Origin of the sequence: Bacteroides caccae (assembly GCF_002222615.2) — a bacterium.
GTDB lineage: Bacteria > Bacteroidota > Bacteroidia > Bacteroidales > Bacteroidaceae > Bacteroides > Bacteroides caccae.
The window spans coordinates 3,700,420-3,726,319 of the sequence record NZ_CP022412.2 but is presented as its reverse complement, the minus strand read 5'-3'; the positions used below and the strand labels follow the sequence as shown (position 1 = coordinate 3,726,319).

18 protein-coding genes and 2 pseudogenes are annotated in these 25,900 nt (G+C 41.0%); 11 read left to right on the top strand and 9 right to left on the bottom strand.

Annotated features, from left to right (window positions below; translation table 11 throughout):
• Positions 1-27 precede the first annotated feature (27 nt).
• Complete coding sequence (locus CGC64_RS15355) at positions 28-831, bottom strand: tyrosine-type recombinase/integrase (protein ID WP_005678049.1); 804 nt, start codon at positions 829-831, stop codon at positions 28-30.
• Between the two features lie 89 nt (positions 832-920).
• On the opposite strand from CGC64_RS15355, the gene CGC64_RS15350 reads away from it, so the two are divergent.
• Positions 921-1,364, top strand: coding sequence for a restriction endonuclease subunit S (locus CGC64_RS15350; protein WP_005678051.1), 444 nt, complete (start codon positions 921-923; stop codon positions 1,362-1,364).
• Here CGC64_RS15350 and CGC64_RS15345 read toward each other — a convergent pair.
• The 7 genes from CGC64_RS15345 to CGC64_RS15315 all read right to left on the bottom strand — a co-directional run bounded on the left by CGC64_RS15345 (position 1,359) and on the right by CGC64_RS15315 (position 11,134).
• Positions 1,359-2,780: a restriction endonuclease subunit S gene (locus CGC64_RS15345; RefSeq protein ID WP_005678055.1), complete on the bottom strand. Its 1,422-nt coding sequence runs from the start codon at positions 2,778-2,780 to the stop codon at positions 1,359-1,361. The two genes, CGC64_RS15350 and CGC64_RS15345, sit on opposite strands and share 6 nt — an antisense overlap.
• A gap of 5 nt (positions 2,781-2,785) precedes the next feature.
• Positions 2,786-3,937, bottom strand: coding sequence for a PDDEXK nuclease domain-containing protein (locus CGC64_RS15340; RefSeq protein ID WP_032855263.1), 1,152 nt, complete (start codon positions 3,935-3,937; stop codon positions 2,786-2,788).
• A 4-nt stretch (positions 3,938-3,941) separates the two neighbouring features.
• Positions 3,942-5,360 (bottom strand): type I restriction-modification system subunit M, encoded by a 1,419-nt coding sequence (locus tag CGC64_RS15335; protein ID WP_005678059.1) that lies wholly within the window; start codon positions 5,358-5,360, stop codon positions 3,942-3,944.
• A 3-nt stretch (positions 5,361-5,363) separates the two neighbouring features.
• Positions 5,364-6,980: an HNH endonuclease domain-containing protein gene (locus CGC64_RS15330; RefSeq protein WP_005678060.1), complete on the bottom strand. Its 1,617-nt coding sequence runs from the start codon at positions 6,978-6,980 to the stop codon at positions 5,364-5,366.
• Positions 6,981-6,984: 4 nt separating this feature from the next.
• Complete coding sequence (locus CGC64_RS15325) at positions 6,985-9,690, bottom strand: type I restriction endonuclease subunit R (protein WP_005678061.1); 2,706 nt, start codon at positions 9,688-9,690, stop codon at positions 6,985-6,987.
• An 89-nt stretch (positions 9,691-9,779) separates the two neighbouring features.
• Complete coding sequence (locus CGC64_RS15320) at positions 9,780-9,986, bottom strand: helix-turn-helix domain-containing protein (RefSeq protein WP_005678062.1); 207 nt, start codon at positions 9,984-9,986, stop codon at positions 9,780-9,782.
• A 293-nt stretch (positions 9,987-10,279) separates the two neighbouring features.
• Positions 10,280-11,134 (bottom strand): AraC family transcriptional regulator, encoded by an 855-nt coding sequence (locus CGC64_RS15315; protein WP_005678064.1) that lies wholly within the window; start codon positions 11,132-11,134, stop codon positions 10,280-10,282.
• Between the two features lie 133 nt (positions 11,135-11,267).
• Here CGC64_RS15315 and CGC64_RS15310 point away from each other — a divergent pair, with 133 nt between their 5' ends.
• The 4 genes from CGC64_RS15310 (at position 11,268) to CGC64_RS15295 (ending at position 16,938) form a co-directional block, all read left to right on the top strand.
• Positions 11,268-11,897, top strand: a complete 630-nt coding sequence (locus tag CGC64_RS15310; protein WP_005678065.1) for a nitroreductase family protein — start codon at positions 11,268-11,270, stop codon at positions 11,895-11,897.
• Positions 11,898-12,016: 119 nt separating this feature from the next.
• Positions 12,017-12,556 carry a flavodoxin family protein gene (locus tag CGC64_RS15305; RefSeq protein WP_005678067.1) on the top strand — a complete coding sequence of 180 codons (540 nt, stop codon included), beginning with the start codon at positions 12,017-12,019 and terminating at the stop codon, positions 12,554-12,556.
• 252 nt (positions 12,557-12,808) lie between these two features.
• A complete protein-coding gene (locus tag CGC64_RS15300) occupies positions 12,809-13,630 on the top strand; it encodes an MBL fold metallo-hydrolase (RefSeq protein WP_005678068.1) in 822 nt (273 codons plus the stop codon).
• A 20-nt stretch (positions 13,631-13,650) separates the two neighbouring features.
• Positions 13,651-16,938, top strand: a complete 3,288-nt coding sequence (locus CGC64_RS15295; RefSeq protein WP_005678070.1) for a S41 family peptidase — start codon at positions 13,651-13,653, stop codon at positions 16,936-16,938.
• 84 nt (positions 16,939-17,022) lie between these two features.
• Here the strand turns inward: CGC64_RS15295 and CGC64_RS15290 are convergent, their stop codons facing one another.
• Positions 17,023-18,780 carry a 1-deoxy-D-xylulose-5-phosphate synthase gene (locus CGC64_RS15290; protein ID WP_005678071.1) on the bottom strand — a complete coding sequence of 586 codons (1,758 nt, stop codon included), beginning with the start codon at positions 18,778-18,780 and terminating at the stop codon, positions 17,023-17,025.
• A 455-nt stretch (positions 18,781-19,235) separates the two neighbouring features.
• Here CGC64_RS15290 and CGC64_RS15285 point away from each other — a divergent pair, with 455 nt between their 5' ends.
• From CGC64_RS15285 to CGC64_RS15260, 6 genes and pseudogenes are all read left to right on the top strand, one after another.
• Positions 19,236-20,267 (top strand): alpha/beta hydrolase, encoded by a 1,032-nt coding sequence (locus CGC64_RS15285; RefSeq protein ID WP_005678072.1) that lies wholly within the window; start codon positions 19,236-19,238, stop codon positions 20,265-20,267.
• Positions 20,268-20,334: 67 nt separating this feature from the next.
• Positions 20,335-21,198, top strand: a complete 864-nt coding sequence (locus CGC64_RS15280; protein WP_005678073.1) for a DUF3737 family protein — start codon at positions 20,335-20,337, stop codon at positions 21,196-21,198.
• A gap of 3 nt (positions 21,199-21,201) precedes the next feature.
• On the top strand, positions 21,202-22,359 hold the full coding sequence (locus tag CGC64_RS15275) for a MalY/PatB family protein (RefSeq protein ID WP_005678074.1): 1,158 nt from the start codon (positions 21,202-21,204) through the stop codon (positions 22,357-22,359).
• Positions 22,360-22,875: 516 nt separating this feature from the next.
• Positions 22,876-23,982, top strand: a pseudogene (locus CGC64_RS15270) (PD-(D/E)XK nuclease domain-containing protein); the annotation flags it as partial.
• 41 nt (positions 23,983-24,023) lie between these two features.
• Positions 24,024-24,191, top strand: a pseudogene (locus tag CGC64_RS15265) (carboxymuconolactone decarboxylase family protein); the annotation flags it as partial.
• 539 nt (positions 24,192-24,730) lie between these two features.
• Positions 24,731-25,858: an OmpA family protein gene (locus CGC64_RS15260; protein ID WP_005678077.1), complete on the top strand. Its 1,128-nt coding sequence runs from the start codon at positions 24,731-24,733 to the stop codon at positions 25,856-25,858.
• Positions 25,859-25,900 lie beyond the last annotated feature (42 nt).

Below are 25,900 nucleotides of genomic sequence, written 5' to 3'. Positions count from 1 at the left end.
AATACACTTCTAAGGGCTGATGTGGCTTTACCAATTTACCACTTTGTCCACTATCTTCTGCTGCTCACTGGCGGTTCTACGAAGATAGATACGGGTGGTCTCTATGCTTTCATGTCCCATTAGGTCGGCAAGAAGAGCAAGGTCATTAAAGCGGTCAAGGAAATTTTTGGCAAAACGGTGACGGAATGAATGAGGATAAACAACATCCTTGTTCATTCCGTATTTTTCAGCAAAATGTTTGAGTTGGGAAGCTATCCCACGAGTAGTAATGCGCTGTCCGAAACGGTTCAAGAAGATATATCCGGATGTTAAGCCTTTATTCTTCAACCATTTCTCTGCTTCTGTTCGTAGATTCTTGGGGATGTATAGCCGTCGTATCTTTCCGCCTTTGCTATACAGGTCAAGATAACCCACTTTAATATGCTCCGCTTTAATGTGGAGTAATTCACTAACACGTGCTCCGGTGGCAGCCATAAACCACACGACGAAATACCATTCATCGTAACCATCGGCTTTAAGTTGCGCTTTGAGAAATTTATAATCAGCATCGCTGATTACATTTTCCAAGAAGTTCTTTTGCTGCACCTTTACGAACTTTACTTTTAGTTTTTCTTGTTTCGTAAACTCCAAATACTGGTTGATTCCCTGTAACCGCAAATTGACCGTCTGCGGCTTGAAGTTTTCTACCAAATACCCCTTGTATGCCAAAAGGTTCCTCTTGTTCACTTCCCCATAATGGTTGAGGAAATACTGCACCGTCCAAACATACGATGTAACGGTGTTCCTGGCGAGATTAGTCTTTGCCAAATGATTTTTGAATTTTGTTACCATACTACATTGATTTAAAATGAATATGGTAGTAATATAAGGAACGTATCGGACATTATCCGCAGTTACCTAATAATTGGACGATTACGCCCATGCAAGTGTTATGCGCTTTAGTTGATGGTGATAAGCAAAATGGCATAGAAAGAGTAAATCTTGATGTCAAATATTTGCGTGGTGAGCGTGAGGCCAAGACTTTGAATTCCGGCAAATATATATCAGCAAATTCACTTTTGATTTTAGTAGATGGAGAGAACTCAGGTGAGGTATTCAGGACTCCGATTGATGGCTATCAAGGTAGTACTTTCAAACAGTTGTCTATTAACGAAAATATGAATACCGAATATGTATTACAAGTTATCAACTTGCACAGAAAGATATTGCGGGAGAATAAGGTGGGTTCTGCTATTCCTCACTTGAACAAGAAACTATTCAAGGAAATAGAAGTTCCAATTCCACCTTACAAAGAACAAATGAGGATTGTTGAAGCAATCAATGTTACATTCAAACATCTTGATGTAATAATGGAGAGTTTATAGACTCTCCATTATTACATCTAATTGGGCAAACACATCATTAACAGCATTTACAATCCTTTTTTGTTCTTCAGAAGGTGGTAAAGGAATATAGGTATTTATTATTTTTTCTTTTGATATGTTCGGCTGTGCTCCACCACCCCCCAATTTTATAAAATCTGCTCTATGAGATAGTAAAAAGTAGAAAAGAAACTCTTTTTCTATTCCGGTATAAATCTCGCAAGCACAACAAGCTTGATTTGTGGTTGCTGGATAAGTTAAAATTCCCAATTTACCTATTGTAGCACCATACATTGCCATTAATATACTACCTGTAGGATTAAGCTTTACAGAAGTTTCATTCAGAGCTTTTTCTGTTATATATTCAGGAATATGGGTAATATATCCATCGTTTAAATCTCCAGTTTTTAGCCAAGGAATATCACCATTATAATAATCTTTATTTAGTCTGCTCGGTGTACTGCCTGATTGCCATTTGCCAATTTCTCCAAGTGTAACCCAATTCCATTTTTTAGGTATATCAAATGGAAAGTTCGGATAATGTCCGTTATCACAAGGTGTGAAGTCGGGATTTATACGTTTCAAGAGTTCAATGGCTGGCTTGTCATTCGGGTCTTGTGGTACTAGCTTGCCATGAATGGCTAAGTCAAGAATTTTGGATTTGGTTTGTTTGATTGTAGTCTGCAAATCGACTTTGTCTTGCTCTACTTGGTCAATCAAAGCAAACCATTTTTCTATTTCTACCACAATACGTTGTTGCTCGGCAATGGGTGGTAATGGTATCATTCCTTTGCACGCATCATTTGTGCTTAATCTTGGCATTTTAACACCGTAACCACATTGTTGCGTATAATCAAGGAAATATGCAGACCGCAACACATGACACAAATAAAAATTGGAAATACCACAATATGAATTGAACGGAATAATTTCCGTTGTACAATACCCTGTTTTAGGAGCAACCAACACCTTATTTAAATATGTGCGCAATTTGGAATATAATACATCTCCTTTGTCGAATTTGTGACGTACACCTTTGATGTTTCTTTCTTTTTTCGATAGCATTTGAATAATGGAAGCTGTATCTTTTTCTAAATCTTCAAGTTCTAGTATCCATTCATCAGTGGCAATATCTATGATAGAAACATTATTGCAATCACCATAATTACTTATTTCTCCTAGTGTTGTCCAAGTCCACGAATCCGGCACTTCAAACGGTACCTGCTGATAATGTGGCGTATCGGAAGTCTTTACAGGCTTCTTGCTACGCTTGATTTTTCCTTCTTTTATCAGTCGTTCTTTTTCAGCCTTAATTCGTTCGAGCAAAACTGATGCAGGTTCATCGTTTGGGTCTTGCGGTACAAGTTTTCCATGTATCGCAAGGTTGAGTATCTTTTGACGTAATTTCTTTGTATCCATAACGATTAATTTTTATTCAAGAATAGATTGCAAAACTCATTCAGTTGTTGTTGCATACGTTCTTGTGGAATAAGGATGCGTTTGTATTCGGCTATCATCGTGGGACTCATGCTTCTGCTCATAGCATATTCCACTACTACTCGGTCAGCTTCCGGACAAAGAATTATGCCAATAGAAGGGTTCTCGTTAGAACGTTTCACATCCCGGTCAAGTGCTTCCAAATAAAACTCTAGCTGACCGAGGTCTCGCGGATGGAATTTTGTTTTTTTCAATTCTACTGCTACCAATGCTTGCAAACCGCGATGGAAGAATAGCAAATCTGCTTTGAATGTAGATGCGCCGATATTGAGACGATACTCTTGATCCATGAAGATGAAATCCTTACCAAGTTCAAGAATAAACTGCTTCATGTGTTCTATCAAACCATTCCTCAGCTTTGATTCGCTATGCTTCTTCGGCAAATTAAGAAAATCCACAAACAGCGTGTCCTTAAACATCATCGAAGCATTCGGATAAACATTGAGCAATCCTTTCGACATATTGCCCTTGCTGCTCAATAAAGCGGTATATGTTTGATTAGAGATACAACGCTGAAGCTCCCGTTTTACCAAATGTTCTTTGTTGGCATAGAGTATATAGAACATCCGTTCCTCACTGCTTTTGCATCGGCATAATATCTCAATATGATTGGACAAGGTGGTTAGTTTCAAGATTTTAGGCATTTGTCTAGTTCTTGGCTGGACAATTTGTGCAGATGTTGGCTGCACAATTACAGCCACCTCTTGTATTTGCTGGCTTGCTTCTATTTGTGCAGTTCTTGGCTGCACAAATTCAGAGTTCAGATACTTCTCTACAGTTACACTGAATGTTTCCGATGAATATTCATCATAGAACATCACCATGTTGTAAATGCTTCTCCGACTATAGCCCTTGATATCCGGTCGTTGGGTACGGATATATTCGGATAGCTGCGATACAACCTTGCTTCCCCATTCCTCGCTTTTCAATTTGGCTGATACATATCTTCCGACATGCCATGCCGTAAACAACAGTTCATTATTTACAGCTCTGGATGCACGGCTTTTATGTTGGAGGATAATATCTATGACTTCCCCAAACTGTTGCTCCATTGATATGGCGATCTTATTGTTTTCCATACACTCAATCTTCATTTATGTTTGCAAGTAGCTTTTCAAGTTCAACCACAGCAGCACTTATCATTTGGCTTTTGTCCTTTATATCAGCCATCAGTTCTACCAATGAACGGTCGTCCACCTCACCACCTTGTTTTATCCAAGTAATGTCAAGACTTGTCTTGTCTCGGACAATAATTTCATGTACAGGGTATTTACGCCAACGACCTTGCGGATTATTCTCGGCATCATAGGTTTCTACCCGATTATTGTAGCAAGAGACGAAATCATCCAAATGATGACGTTCCAGTTTATTGGTGGCAAGCGTGTGCTTTATGTCTGTACGGTAGTCGTAAAACCATATTTCTTTGGTTGGCTGTCCTTTGCTGAAAAACAACACGTTGGCTTTTACACCTTGGGCATAGAAGATGCCTGTAGGCAAGCGCAAGATAGTATGCAGATTGAAATCCCGCAATAGGCGTTTGCGAATAGTCTCGCCTGCTCCTGCCTCAAAAAGGACATTGTCGGGAAGCACCACAGCGGCACGCCCACCGGTTTTGAGCGTAAGCATCATGTGCTGGAGGAAGTTTAACTGGTTATTCTTGGTCTCTACATAGAAATCCGGGCGGTTGATGTCCACAGAACCAGCCGGACGAGTTCCAAAAGGAGGATTGGCAAGTATCACATCGACAAGAGTTGACGGTTCTTTTTCCAAAGAGTCCTCACACACAATCGGACTACGGTCTGTACCTACGCCATGCAAGTATAAATTCATGGAAGCAAGCGTCACCACTAAAGGCGTATTATCCACACCATGCAAAGCCTTGTCACGCAAGAAATCACGTTTTTCTTTACTTGCAGACTGCCCTTTCATGTAGTCGTAAGCTGTAAGTAAGAATCCGCCCGTTCCACAAGCCGGGTCACAAACGGTTTCACCCATTTGCGGATGGATGCAATCTACCATTGCCTGAATGAGTGGGCGAGGCGTAAAATACTGTCCGGCGCCACTTTTCTTGTCTTGTCCGTTCTTTTCAAGAATGCTTTCGTAGATAGCACCTTTCACATCACCGTCCATAATGAGCCATTGCTCTTCATCAATCATGGTGATAACCTTTTTCAGATAAACAGGCTTGTCTATCTTGTTTTGCGCTTTGGTATAAATGGTACCTATCAGATTGTCCTGCTCACTAAGCAATTTAAGTGTCTCTTCATATTGTTTTACCAAATCCAGACCATCAAGTGCTATCAAATCCGCCCACTGATAACCGCTTGGAATAGCCGACTCTTCTCCAAACATTTCTACATTTTCGGCATCCATCTTCAAGAATAAGAGATAGGTCAGTTGGGTAATATAATCAGTGAATCCAATACCTTGTCCGGCCAGAGTTGTTGCCAGGCTCCATACTTTTTTGGTGAGCGATTGCTCTGTTGCATTATTTGTTGCCATTATTTATACAGGTTTAATCATTTCTATAAGATTGAGAGGCGCAACAAGAATTTTCTCTCCATGTTGAGATTCACCTGTTTGAAATATCGTTTTCCAAAATGTGTAATTCTGTTTACCTCCAAAAATTGTTTGAGAAAACTCTTTATTCTTCCACATTGGAAGATTATATAAATTTTGAACAAAATTATCGATATTATTCCAAAGGGCTGAACTAAATTCTGACTCAAATAACTTATCATCATCAACTATCTGTCCAGTATTTACAAAATAGGTATTGATAACTTTTGAGATGTATCCAAGCCAAGCATATAGAATTTCTTCTTTCATCATTCTGTATGCAATGATATGCTCCCATGGAATATTCTCTCCTTGTTGTAATCGATTCTCTATTCTATACGTTCCTATGTCAAAATCATATTTTCCTATTAAAATACGGTCGGCTATTATATTCATGAGTTTAACAATTTGAGATTTTTCCAATTCTCTAGGATTTAAGCCTTCTTCTAGCTTAGCATCAATTCTTGTTCCTAAGGCTTGATTATAAATAAAAAAAGAATAGAATGTTTTTTCTACTGTTGAATATGATAGCGGTTTTTCTTTAGCACGACCACCCATGTCAATAAACTCTTTAAGCTTATTATCAGGATTATGTGTAATTGAATCTTTAATAGAATCTAGAATGTATCTCTTCATTTCACGAGATTCACCTTTATAAAAATTAATCAAATCATTTTCTGAAAATGAGAAATCATCTTCTTTACGTTCTGTTTTATTCTGAAAATGTTCAACTCTGTCTCGATATAAAGCATTACCCAAGTGTCTTTGAATAGATTTATCGAATGCTACTTGTTTTAATGTAGTGCCGGCTCTGAAATTTGTTTCTATCAATTTATCTTTATCTGGATTTATAAATACACGAACAGGGATTTGCCTTACACCTAACAACACCTGTGCAGCTGCCTTATGCTGTCCATCAAATATTTTAATTTGAGAATGACCATTATCATCAATATTTACCCAACCTAATGATACATGTAATTGAGGATTACCTTGGTAGAATTCAGCAAGTAATTTAGATATGTTTGCCCCTATTGTTCTTGGATTTATAAAATCATCATGATAAACATATTCTATAGGAAGTAATGTAAAAAAATAATCTAAGCCACTTAACTTATCCTTATATATGGGTAACATTTGAATATCAACATTCCCTATCTCAGAGAATGTAAAATGAATAAAATTATCATTTCTTTTTAAAGACAATTCATATTTAGAACCATCAACATCGCTAAGAATATCTGATAAATTAGGATTCCTATTCTCTGTACGCTGCAAGAGATTAACAATATCATAATAATGACAAATTACCCTTGCTAGATTTAAATCGGCGGCTTGCTTAGAACGATTTGCAGAGGAAAAGGTCAATGCGAAATTTTCTTTTGAATCTCTTCCATTGTTCTGCAAGGGAATAATGTGGTCAATATCCAATTGTTCTTTATGCAAATCCAAATCAATATCTTTACCAGAAATAAAGCATTTTCCTTTCTGAATAGTCCATAATTCTTTTATAAGGCTATTTCTTTCTTCCCTAGATAGTTTACTTAAATATTGTGATGTCATAATTCTATGCTGTCTTTTTTAATATTACAAAATTATATAATGAGTTCAATGCCTCGTCCGCTTTCCGCATATCCCCAAACGCCCGAATCATTTGAGCCGCTTGGGTTGCGTCGTCCTCACGAATATCTCTGACTGTACAAGCTCCGTTAGAAGCAATATAATCCACAATGCGACTGATAACCTCTCGCTGTTTGTCGGTTATTTCACGCTGGTTTTGTCCTAACCAAAGATTGAAAAACTGTTTGGAAGTGGTGACTATGCTATCCAATCGTTCGATTTGGTGGAAAGCAAAGCGAACCAGCTGTATAATATTTGTCAAAGCATCGCTCTCTTCTTTGGTAGTGGAACGCCTTACCGCTTTAGGATTGACTATGGCGTATGAATTCCAAAGTTGTTTGGAAGTGAAATGGTTGTTTGTCATTTTCAGTTTGTTTTCCAAATCCTTTAACATAGGATAGGTGATGGGCGTTCCTTCATTATTATATATAATGCGTAGTGCTTCTATTTCATCGCTGTGTTCTTTGCAAAATTCCTCGAAAGCTTCTGTCGTACTTTTTGCTTCCTCAATTGAAAACCCTTTGGAGATAAGCGTATCTTCACCCGGCATCAATGTATTGACGAATCCTGCGGCAAGAATAAGCAGATATCGCCGTGCATCCGCATGGTTGGCAAGCGGAGCGACCAACCCCTTACGTTCATTATTAGGATTATCTGTGCTGACAAACGGGGGAAGAATGCCTTTTTCCAGCGCATCGTATATTCTGGCGGAAAGTTCCTTCATGTCATCATGAGACAGACGGGCAAACTCTTTCCGTTGCGAATCATCCGCCTTGTAGTATATCCGGGCAAGCGTTGCCGCAAGCCGTTTGAGATACCCGTCAGGAATATAGCTATGACTAATACGTTCTAACAGCTCCTTTAGCGTAATCGTCTTTGTTGTTGGACCATCATCTATAGGTGCCACCGTTTGCGCATGTTCCGTCACGCCTACCGCATCCACCAAATAAAAACAATCTTTACTGAACGCGTTCGGGGTGACATTGCGAAGTTGTTCATCACCAATGGTACGCACTCCGCGTCCTTTCATCTGAATATACAACGGCAATGACTCCACATCACGCATGAACATGACCACTTCCAGCGGTTTCACATCTGTTCCTGTGGCAACCAACGTGCAGGTCACGGCCATACGGAAGTCAGGGTCGTTACGGAATTGACGTATCAGTTCGTTGCTGTCACCTGCCGAATAGGTGATTTTCTGAGCAAAGCGGTCATCAGTCCGCCCAAACACCTCTTTAGCTATCTGTACGATATTGGTAGCGTGAGCATCATTGAGGGCGAATATCAAGGTTTTGGGCAAATAGTCCATATTCGGCTCACGCTGCGGGTCATTAAACAATTCTGTATAGACTACATTCCGATAGGTGGAAAGGATTAACTTTATCTGTGCCGGATTAATGACACTCCGATTCAGTTCTTTAGGAGTGTAGGTTTTGGTTTCCTTACTATTTACAGTCTTGACCTCACCTGTATATCTTGTTTCTTCTTTAAGTTTTTCACCCTCCAAGATAGCCCCACCCGTTTCTGTGACTTGCGTTTTTATTCTATATACCCGGCAATCCACATTCACGCCATCCACAATACTCTTTTCCAATGTATAGTTGACAATGCAGTTATTGTTGAAGAATGCCATTGTTTCGGGAATAGGTGTTGCGGTCAGACCTACCAATCTTGCCGTATCGAAATACTCCAACACCTTGCGCCAGTTTCCATAAATGGAGCGGTGGCACTCGTCTATGATAATCATATCAAAGTAGTCATGTGGTAAGTTGGGATTGGGTGGCAAGGATATTTCTTCTATAAGTTCGTTCTCGTCATCATCCTCATTATCCCCAATATCTTCTCCTTTCAAAAAGGAGAACAGGCGTTGTATTGTCGAAATAACCACGTTACTATCAGCAGGGATGGAAGAAGAGCGAAGGCGATTGACCGTAAAGATGGCATTGAAAGCATCTCCGTTCTCCGTCAAGCGAAAAGTTCCAAATTCACCCTCCGCCTGTTTCCCAAGATTATTTCGGTCAACAAGAAACAAGACCCTACGCATCGGAGTATAAGAAAGCATCCTGTAAGCTGCCATACAAGCCGTAAATGTTTTGCCTGCTCCGGTGGCAAGCACCATCAACGCCCGATTTTGCCCGCTACGGAAACTCTTTTCAAGTTCAGTTACCGCCTCATATTGGCAATCACGAAGCCCTTTCCTTTTCAATGTAGGGAGTCCGGCAAACGTATCTTCAATTCCCAGTTTCTTAACCAACTCATGTGGCGTAGGAATTGCCATTATCTGCCTGAAATATGAATCTTGCTCGCGGAAATCGCAGAAATATAAATCTTTGCCATTCGATGTAAAGATAAAAGGCAAAGGCTTTTGATATGCCTGATAGACTTTTGGGACACTTCTTGCATATAGGGCTGCTTGCTCGCATACTTCTGAAGCGAAAGCATCGGTTTCTTCTCGCTTAGCTTCAAGTATTCCTACTGCTTTCCCGTTAATGAAAAGGAAATAATCAGCTTCAAGATTCCCTTTCAATAAACCTTCTCTTATAGCGACTGCCGTACAAGTAGGTTCATAATCATCCCTGTTGACTACTTCCCAACCTGCATCAGCAAACCATTGGTCTATCTTTATTCTTGCTTTTTCTTCAGGAGTCATATTCTTAATATTGTATATTATCGGAAGTTTATCGACACAACTACAATAGATTGCGAATATATCTAAAACTTCCAGACTAATAAATTCTATTACAACCTTTCTTTTTTATCGGTTATCAAATCCTTTAAATCTACCTGCAATATCTCTGCAATCTGTTGTAAAGTATCCAAATTAGGCTGAATCCTATTGCAAGCATAGGCATTAACCATACTGAAACTCTTATCAAGACGCTTCGCTAACCATGTCTGAGAGATACCTTTTTCGGATAAAACAGCCTTTATTCTATTCAGTTTCATTCTTTAGATGCAATTATATCGTGCAAATATAGCGAATTATATTCGGCAGTTTGATTTGTTTTTAGTATTTTTGTAAATAAAACGGGTTACTAAAGTAATATGCAGCAGAGCGCAGCAATAAGCACGGTTGCCAACTCATTACCTTAAAATCGGGTACTTCACCCAAAGCCTTTATAATAAGGAGATAAGAAATTCATTCCAGAATTACGGAAAATCTCTGTAATAAACGAATAAAAAGGGAGAAATGGCATTAAATGGTTAGGATATAAAATTGTCTTTGGAGAAAGAGATGACTATTGAAATCGTCTTCTGTATTTGGACGGAGACATTCCCAAGGTATTTTTGAAAACTCGGACGAAATGGGGCAAATCATTAAAACCGACCGTAAAACAAATTTCGGATACTTGCTTTTGTGAATGTTTAAGAAGTTCGCAGGCTGTATTTAAGCGATATTGGGTTACATACTGCGAGAAGGTCATTCCTTTGCAACGTTTGAAGTAGGAACAGAAAGCAGAGCGGTTCATGCCTACTTCTGCGGCAATATCATCCAAAGATATGGTATGGATATAGTGAGTCATTACATAAACACAGATTTGCTGCATACGTCTCACGTCACGTTCAATATTCATGGGCTTTCCGGCAAAGGTATGGTCGGATGAAGTAAATATGGCAGGTAGCAGACGAAACATTTCGCATAGGCGTCCCAACTCGTCCATATCGTTCATTTGTGACAATATCCGACGAATGGTTTGTGAACTTCCAGTACCGAATTTCAGTGCGTTCGTCGGGAATGTAATGCCCGTCAGACGATTACGCAGTTCGGGAAATACTGCCATACACCGTTCTACAAGCGAATGACTGAAAGCTACCATTAAATAACGGACATACCCGTCATCGTCTGCCGAATCCGGTGAATATTCCCAGTGGTGTAGCATGGACGGTGGTATTAACGCCACGTCGCCTGCTGCGAAAGGTTGCAATGTGTCGCCTGCCATTCGTTTGCCATATCCATGGACAACATAATACAACTCCCATGCATCATGCCGATGCAGTTTGGCTTCGATACTTGTTGTCACTCGTTGGTCTATAAAGAAAAAAGAGTGATTCTCCACTTCGGGCAATTCATAAGGAATGGCGGTATCTTCCATAAAAGTAATGCTTAAAATGACTTGTATGCAAATATACGACAAATCTCTAAGATGATACCACAAATATATGACAAGAAAGCCGGGTAACTTTGCTGCCGAAAACAATAAGTATAACTCTTAAAAATGTATTGTTATGGATTTCTATCAAGTTCTAGAGAATAGAAGAACTATTCGCGACTTTTCCGATAAGAAGGTGACGGATGAAGTGTTGGAAAAAGTATTGTCGGCCGCATTCAAAGCTCCGACTAATGACCATTTGCGGCAGTTTGAGTTTATTGTCGTGAGAGGGCAGGAAAACATTGCCCGACTCATATCGCCTGTGGCGGAAAACACCAAGAACATTCAGCAGACAGGGCTTGATGCTGCTGCCGACCTGATGGATAAGGATGAACACGCCATGTTTGTCGATGCGTTGCCCAAACAACAACGTATGCTTATGCAAAGTAATTGTCTCGTACTTCCATTTTTTCGGCAAAAGGATTTTCCTCTGTGCCAACCTGCCGACCAAAGTTCACTTAACTATTTCGCTTCTGCATGGGCAGCCGTTGAGAATATCCTGTTAGCAGCAACGGCGGAAGGACTGGCGTGTGCATTCCGTATTCCTATTGGCAACGAACCGGAGTATGTGAAACATCTCGTCAATGCTCCTGACGGATATGAGTTCACCTGTTTCCTCGCTATCGGCTATGCAGCGGAGAATGCACATATTTGTAAGCAGAAAGAAATCCGGGTAGGGGATAGGATTCACAGGAATGTCTGGTAATCTGTAATTAAGGTACATCTCTCTGTAATTTATATACATTCGCTATGTTATAAATTGCCTATTTTTGCAGAGTGAAAAGACTGAATCATTCTAAAAGATAAAACTAATAAAGTAAAGTTATGGCTAAAAAAGTTCTGATAATTTCGTCCAGTCCGCGGAAAGGCGGCAATTCGGATTTGCTTTGTGATGAATTTATGAAAGGTGCTCTCGAAGCGGGCAATGAAGTGGAAAAGATTGTATTGAAAGACAAAACGGTTCATCCTTGTACGGGATGCAGTGTTTGCAGTATGTACGGAAAGCCTTGTCCGCAGAAGGATGATGCGGCGGAAATCGTGGAGAAGATGATTGCTGCCGATGTGATTGTAATGGCGACTCCCGTGTATTTCTATACAATGTGCGGTCAGATGAAGATTATGATTGACCGTTGCTGCGCACGTTATACGGAGATAACGAACAAGGAGTTTTATTTCATTATTGCGGCGGCAGAGGATAATAAGGCAATGATGGAACGTACAATAGACGGTTTCCGTGGCTTCCTCGATTGTCTGGAAGGGCCACAGGAAAAAGGAACGGTCTATGGAATCGGCGCCTGGAAGGTAGGGGAGATTAAAGATACTCCATACATGCAGGAAGCCTACAACATGGGAAAAATGGTATAACTGTCACCGGCTTATTATAGTGACGCTATGCTTGCAGGATAGTGACGCTATAACAACAAGATAGTGACGCTATGACGACCGGATAGTGACGCTATCTTATGTGACCTTTTGAAGCATAAAAATGATATTTCAATCGAATAGATTGAAAAGTCAAGAATTTTAATTGACTGGATTGCTTGTTCTGCCACAGAATTATTATAATTTTGTGGCAGAACTTTTTATTTTGTATGATTCGTTTAATAACTAAGCATTATGGGCTATACAATAACGACTCTTGTAGAGAATTGTGTTTATGGATGTAAATTGCAGGCAGAGCACGGTCTTTCTCTATATATTGAGACATCGGAACATAGATTGCTCTTCGATACAGGAGCGTCCGATTTGTTTATCCGTAATGCCCGCCTGCTGCATATTGACTTGCAGAAAGTCGATTATCTGATATTATCCCACGGGCACAGTGACCACACGGGAGGTCTGCGTCATTTCTTGGAGCTAAACAAACAAGCAACAGTTGTCTGCAAACGCGAAGCCTTCTCTCCAAAATTTAAGGATGAACGCGAAAATGGAATGAAGCATACGCAGACTTTCGACCTTTCCCGTTTCCGTTTTATCGAAGAACAGACCGAACTGCTTCCCGGCGTATTTCTCTTTCCCTCTATTGATATTATCGACCGTGAGGATACCCATTTCGAACGCTTTCGGGTTCAGAAAGAAGATGGTTGCCATATACCGGATACTTTTCAGGATGAATTGGCGGTAGTGTTGGTAGAGCCGGACGGTTTTTCTGTATTGAGCGCCTGTTCTCATCGAGGAATTACAAATATCCTGCGAACAGTCCGTGCGGCATTTCCCGAATCTCCTTGTAACTTACTGTTAGGCGGTTTTCATATTCATAACGCAGAAGAACGGAAATATCAGATCATTGCAGATTATCTGAAAGAATATCTGCCGCGTCAGATTGGTGTCTGCCATTGTACAGGAGTAGATAAATATGCTTTCTTCTACAAAGACTTTGGTGACAGGGTATTCTATAATTACACGGGAAAACTAATTCAAACTGATTTGTTGAAATAAAATATATATAATAATTTGATATGAAGAAACTAATAACTTCTTTAGCACTGGCATTGACCGCATTGTCCAGCTATGCCATTACTCCTTTGTGGATGCGTGACGCACGTATTTCACCGAATGGAACGGAGATTGTCTTTTGTTATAAAGGCGATATTTACAAAGTCCCCGCACAGGGTGGGACAGCCGTTCAGTTGACAACACAAGCATCTTATGAAGCTAACCCCGTTTGGTCGCCCGACGGAAAACAAATTGCATTTGCCAGCGACCGGAATGGGAATTTCGACCTCTTTATCATGCCTGCTGACGGCGGAACCGCCCAAAGGCTGACTTATCATTCCGCTTCGGAGATTCCTTCGGCTTTTACTCCGGACGGAAAGTTTGTACTTTTCTCCGCATCTATTCAAGACCCCGCAGGTAGCGCTTTGTTTCCTACCGGAGCAATGACGGAATTGTATAAAGTACCTGCTGGCGGAGGACGTACCGAGCAAGTACTCGCTACTCCTGCCGAATGGGTTTGCTTTGATAAATCGGGGAAAAACTTTCTTTATCAAGACCGTAAAGGCTTCGAAGATGAATGGAGAAAACACCATACTTCTTCTATAACCAGAGATATTTGGCTGTATAACACACAATCGGGAAAACATACCAATCTAACGAACCGGGAAGGGGAAGACCGCAATCCGGTGTATGCGCCCGACGGCAATTCTGTCTATTTTCTTAGCGAGCGCAACGGCGGCTCATTCAATGTTTATAACTTTTCACTGAATACTTCGCAAACGTCGAATGTGCCTCAAGAGGTAAAAACGATAACTACATTCCGTACGCATCCGGTACGTTTCTTGTCAATCAGTGATAAAGGTACATTGTGTTATACCTATGACGGAGAGCTTTATACACAGGAAGCCAATGCCCGTCCGAAGAAAGTAAACGTCGAACTTGTCCGGGATGATGAAAAGGAGATTGCTTCCCTCAAATTTTCTCAGGGCGCTACTTCCGCTTCCGTATCTCCGGACGGCAAACAGGTTGCTTTCATTGTGCGTGGTGATGTCTTTGTCACTTCGACGGATTACACTACAACAAAGCAAATCACGAATACTCCGGGAAAAGAAGCCGCTGTGTCCTTTGCCCCGGATAACCGGACGCTGGTCTATGCCAGTGAAAGGACGGGTAACTGGCAACTTTACACCGCCAAAATAGCCCGTAAGGAAGAAGCCAATTTCCCTAATGCAACTCTTATCGAGGAAGAAGTCTTGCTTCCTTCAAAAACAGTGGAACGTGCTTATCCGCAATATTCTCCGGACGGTAAGGAGCTGGCTTTTATCGAAGACCGTAACCGCTTAATGGTACTTGACTTAAAGACGAAGAAAGTTCGTCAAGTGACGGACGGTTCTACATGGTATAATACCGGAGGCGGATTCGACTATGAATGGTCGCCGGACGGCAAATGGTTTACTCTTGAATTTATTGGCAATCGCCATGATCCTTATTCGGATATAGGTATTGTCAGCGCACAAGGCGGTACTATTACCAACTTGACTAACAGCGGATATATTAGCGGTTCTCCGCGTTGGGTACTGGACGGAAACGCTATTCTTTTCCAAACTGAACGTTACGGTATGCGTGCGCATGCTTCTTGGGGTTCACAACAGGATGTGATGCTGGTATTCTTGAATCAGGATGCTTATGACCGCTATCGCTTAAGTAAGGAAGACTTCGAACTGCTTAAAGAATTAGAAAAGGAACAGAAGAAAGCGAAAGACGGTGACAAGAAGAAAGATGTAAATAAGTCCAAAAAGGATGAAGCTGATGAGGACAAGTCATCCGAAGATAAAGCAGACAAGAAAGATATAGTAGTAGAGCTTAACGGCATTGAAGACCGTATCGTCCGTCTGACTCCCAACTCTTCCGATTTAGGCAGTGCCATACTCTCAAAAGACGGAGAGAATCTTTATTACTTCTCAGCTTTCGAAGGCGGCTATGACCTTTGGAAAATGAATCTTCGTGAAAAAGACACAAAACGTTTGCACAAACTCAATACCGGTTGGGCATCATTGATGTTGGATAAGAAAGGGGACATTTTCTTGTTGGGAAGCCGGATGATGCAGAAAATGGATGCGAAGTCGGATGCATTGAAATCAATCAGTTATCAGGCTGAAATGAAAATGGACTTGGCTGCCGAGCGTGAAGCAATGTTCGACCATGTGTACAAGCAACATCAAAAACGCTTCTACAATCTTACTATGCATGGGGTCGATTGGGATGCTATGACGGCTGCTTACCGCAAGTTCCTGCCTCATATTGACAACAACTACGACTTTGCGGAATTATTGAGCGAATGGTTGGGCGAACTGAATGTTTCGCATACAGGAGGACGTTATTCTCCGAGAGGCGGGGGAGATGTAACTTCTAATCTGGGCTTGTTGTTCGATTGGAATTACCAGGAAAAAGGAATGAAAATCGCTGAGGTAATCGAGAAAGGCCCGTTCGACCATTCCCGTACAAAAGTAAAAGCAGGCTGCATTATTGAAAAGATTAACGGTGAGGAACTGGCTCCGGATAAGGATATTACTGCTTTACTGAATAATAAAGCCGGAAAGAAAACCCTGGTTTCGTTGTATAATCCGCAGAATAAGGAGCGTTGGGAAGAAGTGGTAATGCCTATCACTAGCGGAAGACTCAACGGTTTGTTATATAAACGTTGGGTAAAACAACGTGCTGCCGATGTTGAGAAATGGTCGAACGGCCGGTTGGGGTATGTACATATCCAGTCCATGGGCGACGGAAGTTTCCGTACTGTTTACTCGGATATTTTGGGTAAATATAACAACTGTGACGGAATTGTGATTGATACCCGTTTCAATGGCGGCGGTCGTCTGCACGAAGATATCGAGATACTTTTCAGCGGTCAGAAATACTTTACGCAGGTAGTACGCGGACGCGAAGCCTGTGATATGCCGAGCCGTCGCTGGAATAAACCTTCTATCATGTTGCAGTGTGAAGCTAACTATTCCAATGCGCACGGTACGCCTTGGGTGTACAAACACCAGAAGATAGGCAAACTGGTCGGTATGCCTGTGCCGGGAACAATGACAAGCGTATCTTGGGAAACATTGCAAGACCCTTCACTGGTATTCGGTATTCCTATTATCGGTTATCGTCTGCCGGATGGAAGTTATCTGGAAAATAGCCAGTTAGAGCCTGATATTAAGGTTGCCAATAGCCCTGAAACGGTAGTGAAAGGGGAAGATATGCAACTGAAAACGGCTGTTGACGAATTGCTTAAAGAGATAGACAGTCAGAATAGATAGTAAATAGAAGTAGGTTGATGCATATCCCCCGTTACGGAAGTGCATCAACCTACATGAATATATAATGAACTGGTTAGGACTTCTTTAACCGATAATCTTTCTTATATCTTCTACAATCAGTTCATCTGTCAGATGATTGGCACGAAGTAACTCTTGTATGTCGTACCGGTCTACGAATTCTTTCTTCGCTCCATAATTAAGGACTTTCATATCACTGGTACCGTAATAACGGGCAATCTTTTCACCGAAACCACCGTCCAACACACCGTCTTCCAATGTAATCACTAGTTGGTGGTCGGCTTTCAGCTCTTCCATTAGCTCATTGTCAATGCCGGTGATATATCGGGGATTGATAAGCGTTGCATCAATACCTGCCTTTTCTTTCAGCAATGACAGCACCGACTGTCCTAATCCGAAGAACGAACCTAACGCAAGGATAGCTACTTTCGAACCGCGATGAGCGACTTTATAACGATTGAGAACGCTGTAATCGGATTCCACAGACTCGCCACAGCTAATCACATCTGTTGCGGGCACACGGATAGCCACCGGGTGTTCATTCTGACGGATACCCCATTCCAGCATGGCAAGATATTCCTCTTTACAGGTTGGCGCTAAATAGACCATATTCGGAATATTACTGATAAGCGGAATATCGAAGAAACAGAGATGAGTTACATCATTCATACCGGATAATGTTCCCCAAAATACCAAGAGGACTGCCGGATTATTATTGATGCAGAGGTCTTGCGATAGCTGGTCGTAAGATCGTTGGATAAATGTGCTATATACCCCATAAACAGGCTTTCCCCCATTAGCGGCAATACCGGAAGCAAGTGCCACTGCATGTTCTTCGGCAATACCGACATCAACAAACTGCTTGCCGGCTTCCTGACGACGGTCGGGAGTAAACCCGAGAACGGCAGGAGTACCCGAAGTAATTGTTACCACCCGCTTGTCTTCTTTCATTTTTTTCAGCAGATATTGAGCGGTTACTTCGCTATAATCTTCCGCAGTTTCGCCAAACTTGGATTCTCCGGTTTCTATATTGAACGGAGTACGCCAATGGTAAGTCTCTTTGTCCAGTTCTGCGCGTTCATACCCTTTGCCTTTCAGGGTATTAATATGTACTACTATCGGATGCTGAATATCTTTCACTTTAGAGAAAGCCTCAACCAATGCTTCCACATTATTGCCGTCGTTCACGTACATATAATCCAATCCCATAGCCTTGAAGAAATTACATTCGCACTGACCGTTGCTGTCACGCAAATCTTTCAGGTTCTTGTAAAGACCACCGTGATTCTCGGCAATAGACATTTGATTGTCGTTGACAATAATAATCATGTTTGTACCAAGCTCCGCCACATAGTCCAATCCTTCGAATGCTTCGCCGCCACTTAAAGATCCGTCGCCTATCACGGCTATGATATTCTCATTACCGCCGGTCAGGTCGCGTCCTTTCGCCAATCCGCTAGCCAGGCTGACGGAAGTGGAAGTGTGACCGATAACAAAAAAATCATGCTTACTTTCATGTGGCTCGGAATAACCGGATACGTTGTCATACTCTGCCGGATAGAGGAAAGCATCTTTCCGTCCGGTCAGCATCTTATGCACATAACTCTGATGCGATACATCAAAAACAATCTTATCTTCCGGTGAATTGAATACATAATGTAAAGCGATAGTCGCTTCCACCATTCCAAAATTAGGTCCGAAATGCCCGCCGTGTTCACTCAACTTTTGCAGGAGTGATGCACGGATTTCATTACTTAAATCGTTGAGTTCTTGAAACGATAACTTCTTTACGTCTGCCGGAGAGTAAATATTTTCTAAATACATATCAATTTGTTTTTTTACGTTTATACCTATTGCTTTTATCACACTGCAAAGATACTGCTGATTTTAGATTCGGTTTGTATATAGATTACGGATTATTTTACCTATATTACCGACCTTGGAAAATGTGACTGATGATAAACCTAAAAATAGTAGATAATATATATTGGTTTTTAGTTTCGACTTTTCTTATTTTGTTTAATGATTCTTTAGTTACTTCTCCTAATAAACTTGGCGTTCGCAAAAGCAGGAAGTTTGACTTTGGCTTCTCTGGTTTTGATACTTACTTCATTCCTTAAATAGGTTAGAATAGATATTATAGCAGATTGATAAAAACAGAATCTGTAATTCGGGTAATAATGTCAGTAATTCATCTACAAACAGTCTCTTTATTTCACCCTATTTTTGCAACGTAGAAAATAGATAATCAATTATTTAATTATTAAAACGCAAGAGATATGAAACGGATTTTATTATTAACAGCTGTATTTATTATGATGCTCGGAACTAATTTTTCTTCTGCACAGACAGATGCAGATAACTTTTATAAAAGTGATTTGGTAAGTGTGGAGAAAGTTTCTTTTTCCAACCAGTATAAAATGAAGGTAGCCGGAAATCTGTTTCTGCCTAAGAACATGAAAGAAGGAGACAGATACCCTGCAATCATTGTCGGACACCCTATGGGAGCAGTCAAGGAACAGAGTGCGAACCTTTACGCAACTAAAATGGCGGAGCGGGGTTTTGTCACACTCTCCATAGACCTTTCTTTTTGGGGTGGGAGCGAAGGTGAGCCGCGTAATGCCGTTCTGCCGGAAGTTTATGCGGAAGACTTTAGCGCTGCGGTAGATTTTCTCGGTACACGTCCGTTTGTCGACCGGAATCTAATTGGTGTAATCGGTATTTGCGGCAGTGGAAGTTTCGCTATCAGTGCGGCAAAAATAGACCCTCGTCTCAAAGCCATTGCAACAATCAGCATGTATAATATGGGTACTGCCAGCCGTAACGGATTGAAGCACTCATTGACTCTGGAGCAGAGAAAACAAATTATGGCGGAAGCGGCAGAGCAGCGTTATGTTGAATTCCTAGGTGGAGAAACAAAATATACAGGTGGTACAGTGCACGAACTGACAGAAAAATCCGGCCCGATAGAACGTGAATTTTATGAATTCTACCGTACACAAAGAGGAGAATTCACACCAGAAGGAGCAACTCCTTTGACAACAACTCATCCAACCCTTTCAAGTAACGTGAAATTTATGAATTTCTATCCTTTCGCAGATATTGAAACGATTTCGCCCCGTCCCATGCTTTTCATTACCGGAGAAAATGCCCATTCGCGTGAATTCAGTGAGGATGCCTATCGACTGGCTGCCGAGCCTAAAGAACTGTATATAGTGCCCGGTGCAGGACACGTAGACCTTTACGACCGTGTAAGCCTTATACCATTCAGCAAACTGGAATCTTTCTTCAAGGAGTATCTGAAGAAATAAGTAGTTTTCTTGTGATAACAGGAAATGTAAATGTGACTTTTGAAATAACAGACTAAAAAATAAACTAATGGAACAAATAAGAAATCAAGAATACGGAGGCGAACGTCCTCTGTTCGCAACCCACGACCTTCAACTGGAAGATGTGACGATTCACGCTGGTGAATCCGCACTGAAAGAATGTAGTAACATCATAGCAATCAACTGTCGCTTTGAAGGAAAATATCCCTTTTGGCATACCAATGGATTTATAGTGAAGAACTGTCTCTTTACAGAAGGCGCCCGTGCCGCGCTGTGGTATTCCCAAAGTCTGCAAATGGCAGATACCTTGGTAGAAGCCCCGAAGATGTTTCGCGAAATGGACGGGATAAAACTCGAAAATGTACAGTTGCCCAACGCTTTGGAAACATTTTGGTTTTGTCGTAATATAGACTTGAAGAACGTGCAGATAGACAAGGCGGATTATCTTTTTATACATAGCGATAATATCAATATCCAGCACTACGCTCAAAACGGAAACTATTCATTCCAGTACTGTAAGAACGTGGAAATCCGTAATGCGGTTATCAACTCCAAAGATGCATTCTGGAATACGGAGAATGTAACTGTCTATGATTCCGAACTGAATGGAGAATATCTAGGCTGGCATTCTAAAAACTTGCGTCTGGTGAATTGCAGGATTTCGGGCACACAGCCACTTTGCTATGCGCATGACCTGGTCATGGAAAATTGTACAATGGCCGATGACGCTGATCTCGCTTTTGAACACAGTAGTGTGAAAGCAACGATTAAGAGTCCGGTTCACAGCGTGAAGAATCCCCGTACGGGAAGCATTATTGCCGAAAGTTTCGGGACAATCATCCTGGACGAGAATCTCAAAGTACCAGGAAATTGTGAATTGAAACTTTGGGACGAACTGACTTGTTTTGATTGAAATATGAAGTACAACTTCGATGAAATAATTCCACGCCGAGGTACGAACTCCTATAAATGGGATTCTGCCGGAGATGCAGATATATTGCCGATGTGGGTAGCCGATATGGATTTCCGTACGGCTCCCCCTGTTGTGGAAGCGTTGAGGAAACGGGCGGAGCATGGTATCTTCGGATATGTCCGTGTACCGGATGCATACTACGCGGCGGTGACAAACTGGTTTGCAAGGCGACATGACTGGCAGATAGAAAAAGAATGGATTATTTATACCACGGGAGTAGTACCGGCATTGTCTGCTGTCATTAAGGCACTGACAATCCCCGGAGATAAAGTAATGGTGCAGACCCCCGTATATAACTGCTTTTTCTCCTCTATCCGCAATAACGGATGCGGAATGATTGCCAATCCGCTGATTTATAGAAATGGAACCTATCAGATAGATTTTGCGGATTTGGAACAAAAAGCTGCCGACCCAAGCGTAAAGGTTCTATTGTTATGCAATCCGCATAATCCTGCCGGAAGGGTATGGACAAAACAGGAACTTACCCGTATCGGTGACATCTGTATCCGAAATAATGTGTGGGTAATAGCAGATGAAATCCACTGCGAACTTGTCTTTCCGGGACACACCTATATCCCCTTTGCTTCTATCTCACAAGAATTCTTGATGCATTCCGTCACTTGCACCTCGCCCAGTAAAGCCTTTAACCTGGCAGGGCTTCAGATTGCCAATATCATTTCCGCTGATACGGATATACGGATAAAAATAGATAAAGCAATCAATGTCAATGAGGTTTGTGATGTGAACCCATTCGGGGTGGAAGCGTTAATGGCAGCCTATAACGACAGTGAGGAATGGTTGGAAGAGCTGAAACAATACTTGTTCGCCAATTACAATTATTTGAGGGCATACTTCGCAGAATGTCTTCCTAAATTTCCAGTGTCGATGTTGGAAGGCACTTATCTGGTTTGGGTGGACTGTTCAGTACTGAATCAGTCATCGGATAAGATAGTGAAAACCTTGTTGGAGAAAGAAAAACTTTGGGTGAACGAGGGCGGCTTGTACGGGGAGGCTGGTGAAGGATTTATCCGCATCAACATCGCTTGTCCGCGACAGCAGTTGATAGAAGGATTAAACAGATTGAGACGGGCCTTGAAATAATAAAATTAAAACTTATCCGGGACTTGACAAACGCTTTTTTATTTCGTATATTTGTAGTCTGGAAAAGGATGAAACCAATGAATAATGAATGAAAAAATAGACGAAATATGAATATGAAATGGATAGAAAATAGTATAATATTACAACGAACTTAGCTCATTCCCTTAGCTTATACTAAAGGATAGAACGGCAGATATACCCCAAAGGTTGCAAACTTTACAGAGTTTGCAACCTTTTTTGTTGCATATTATTGATGCTAAATTCGCAAATCCGGATTTTAAAGTTTATAATAAACGGAGGGGACGTTTATAATAAACGGTCACAGTATTTATTAATAACTCTATCAATGTTTAAGTAGTAAGTTGTTGCCTTTTTTGTATTACCTTTTTCTTAAGGGTAGGAACTTTATCATTTGTGGTGATAATAGTTGACATTATGACCAGGCGATTAAATCTAACAAATAGACTTTGAATGCATACTTCCCATCTGTCTGAAACTTCACGAAGCAGGATAATTAAACCATTGCTTCGTTCTATGCACAACCCGGAATTGCAAGGCAAATTCCGTGAAATGCTTACTGCTTTCTATACTGTACTGAAAGATGCTGACCCATGGTTGCGTTTCGTCTTTATCACCGGAGTTACCAAATTTGCTCAGATGGGTATATTCAGTACTCTCAACCAACTGATAGATATAAGTTTCGATCCACAATACAATGCTCTTTGTGGCATGACCCGCCTGGAAATTGAAGCCAATTTCGTCCCGGAACTGGAATGGTTGGCAGAAAGGAACAGTTTGACGAGAGAAGACTGCATGGTGTATCTCACCCGTATGTATGACGGATACCATTTCAACTATTTCCGTAAGGAAGGCATGTACAATCCGTTCAGTATCTTGAACGTGCTTCGAAGCGGAATGTTTGAGAACTACTGGTTTGCCAGTGGTACCCCCACCTTTCTGGCTGAAATGCTGAAGAAAACGCATTATGACTTGCGTGAATTGGACGGATTGGAAGTGATTGCCGCCTCTCTTACCGACGACCGTGCCGATGTGAACAACCCCGTGCCGATGATTTATCAAAGCGGTTATCTGACTATCAAAGGATATGACACAGAATTACGTCTCTACAAATTGGGTTACCCTAATGATGAAGTGAAATATGGATTCCTTAATTTTATCACTCCGTTTTATACTTCGTTGGACGAATCGAGAGCTCCCTTCTATATCGGGCAATTTGTAAAAGAACTTAGGGCAGGAGATGTCGAGGCTTTTCTCACCCGTCTTCGTGCTTTCTTTGCCGATTTCCCCTACGAGTTGAATGATAAAATGGAGCGCCATTACCAAGTGGTATTCTATCTCGTTTTCAAATTATTGGGGCAGTTTGTTGACGCCGAAGTGCAAAGTGCTCTTGGACGTGCCGACGCTGTGGTGAAAACGGCTAATGCTGTTTACGTCTTCGAATTCAAACTGAATGGTACCGCGGAAGAAGCATTGGCACAGATTGATAATCGCGGCTATCTCATACCTTATACCGCCTATGGTTGCCGTATGGTGAAAATAGGTGCGGAGTTTAGTAAAGAAGAACGTAACTTGAGCCGTTGGTTAGTGGAAGAAGAGGAGTAAGCGGGAATTGATGAACTGATAAATAAGAGTATAATATATAAATTCAAACACGCGAATTGGTTACGTTCTCTATTCTTGTTTCCTTAGGCAGCTGTGAGTCACAAGAAAAAGGACATATACAGGGAAACGTCAATGTGGGAAATAATAAAGATACATTGTTGGCTGTCGTAACACAGCTATTGCCATTCATCGGTGTATACCAAATGTGAATTGGAAAATGTTATTTTTAGTGATTTGTATATTTTGATATTGTTCTATTTTATATATTTTCTTATAGCAACATGATCGTTGTTTTGATTCGAAAAAGGCATATTTATGAATGTTGGTGACTGAATATGCTTTTGTCGTGTTTGTATATTGATTATTTATACAGTTTAGCTATTAGTGGAAGAATTGTTTTTTTAAAGGGTGAACAGCTTTTTTATGAGGAATGAGGTGTGTGTAACTATTTGTAATTCTTATGATTATATATTGATGTGTGTCGCTTTTTAATAGTGCTTGCTATTTGCTGTGTGTTGTTTGATAATTAATAATACTCTCCTCTTTTTTTGTCTGATCTTGATTTGTTTTATAGACTTATCTAATAAATATGCATATCTATTTTGTTTTTCAATAAATGGTGTATTCTTTCGATTCATAAAAACAAATATATGTTAATGTGAAATACATTTTACGAACTAATTTTTTTTAGGATATGTTGTTTTCGTGTAGATGATAAACAAAACGTCACATTAAATTATATTCGATTATGAAAAAGTCTATTATTTTATTAGCTTGTGTATTGGGCGCATTTTCAGCGAAGGCCCAAACAGTTATTGAAAGTACTAAATTTACGGATAATTGGTCGGTGGGAATCAATGCCGGTGCAGTGACTCCGCTTACTCATAGTGCTTTCTTTAAAAGTATGCGTTCCGCTTTTGGAGTAGGATTCTCGAAACAGTTGACTCCTAATTTCGGCTTGGGATTCCAGGGAATGGGGTATGTGAATACAACCCAAAGTAAAACTGCTTTTGATGCTTCTGATGTAAGTCTATTGGGTAAGGTGAATCTGATGAATCTTTTCGGCACTTATCTCGGTACTCCGCGTGTATTCGAAATTGAAGCAGTGGCGGGTGTGGGGTGGCTACATTATTATGCGAGTGGCGACGGTGACGAAAACTCATGGTCTACCCGTTTCGGAATGAACTTTAATTTCAATATGGGCGAATCCAAAGCATGGACGATTGGTATCAGGCCTGCTATCGTGTATGATATGCAGGGGGATTATAATCAGGCAAAAAGCCGTTTCAATGCCAACAATGCTACTTTTGAAATCACTGCGGGATTGACCTATCACTTTGCAACGAGCAATGGAACTCATTACTTTAATAAAGTGAGAGTCTACAACCAAGCTGAAATTGATGAATTGAATTCTTCCATAAATGCGCTTCGCGGACAAGTGAATACCAGAGATAACGAGTTGAATACTGCTAATCAAAGAATCAACGGACTGCAACAGGAACTGAATGACTGTCGCACAAAGATAGTTCCGGTAGAAACAGTAGTCAAGACAGCCCGTATTCCGGAATCAATCATTACTTTCAGACAAGGTAGGTCATCCGTTGACGCTTCACAACTTCCGAATGTGGAACGTGTAGCTTCTTATATGAATAAACATCCGGAAACGAAAGTTATTATAAAAGGATATGCTTCTCCGGAAGGTAGTGTTGAAGTGAACGCCAGAATTGCTGCCGCACGTGCAGAGGCTGTAAAGACAATTCTGGTTAAGAAGTACAGGATTGCAGCAGACCGCGTTACTGCCGAAGGGCAGGGAGTGGGCGATATGTTTACCGAACCGGACTGGAATCGTGTAAGTATCTGTACTATTGAAGAATAACAGGAAATGAGAGTTTTGTTTTAGATGAAATATATTATTAAC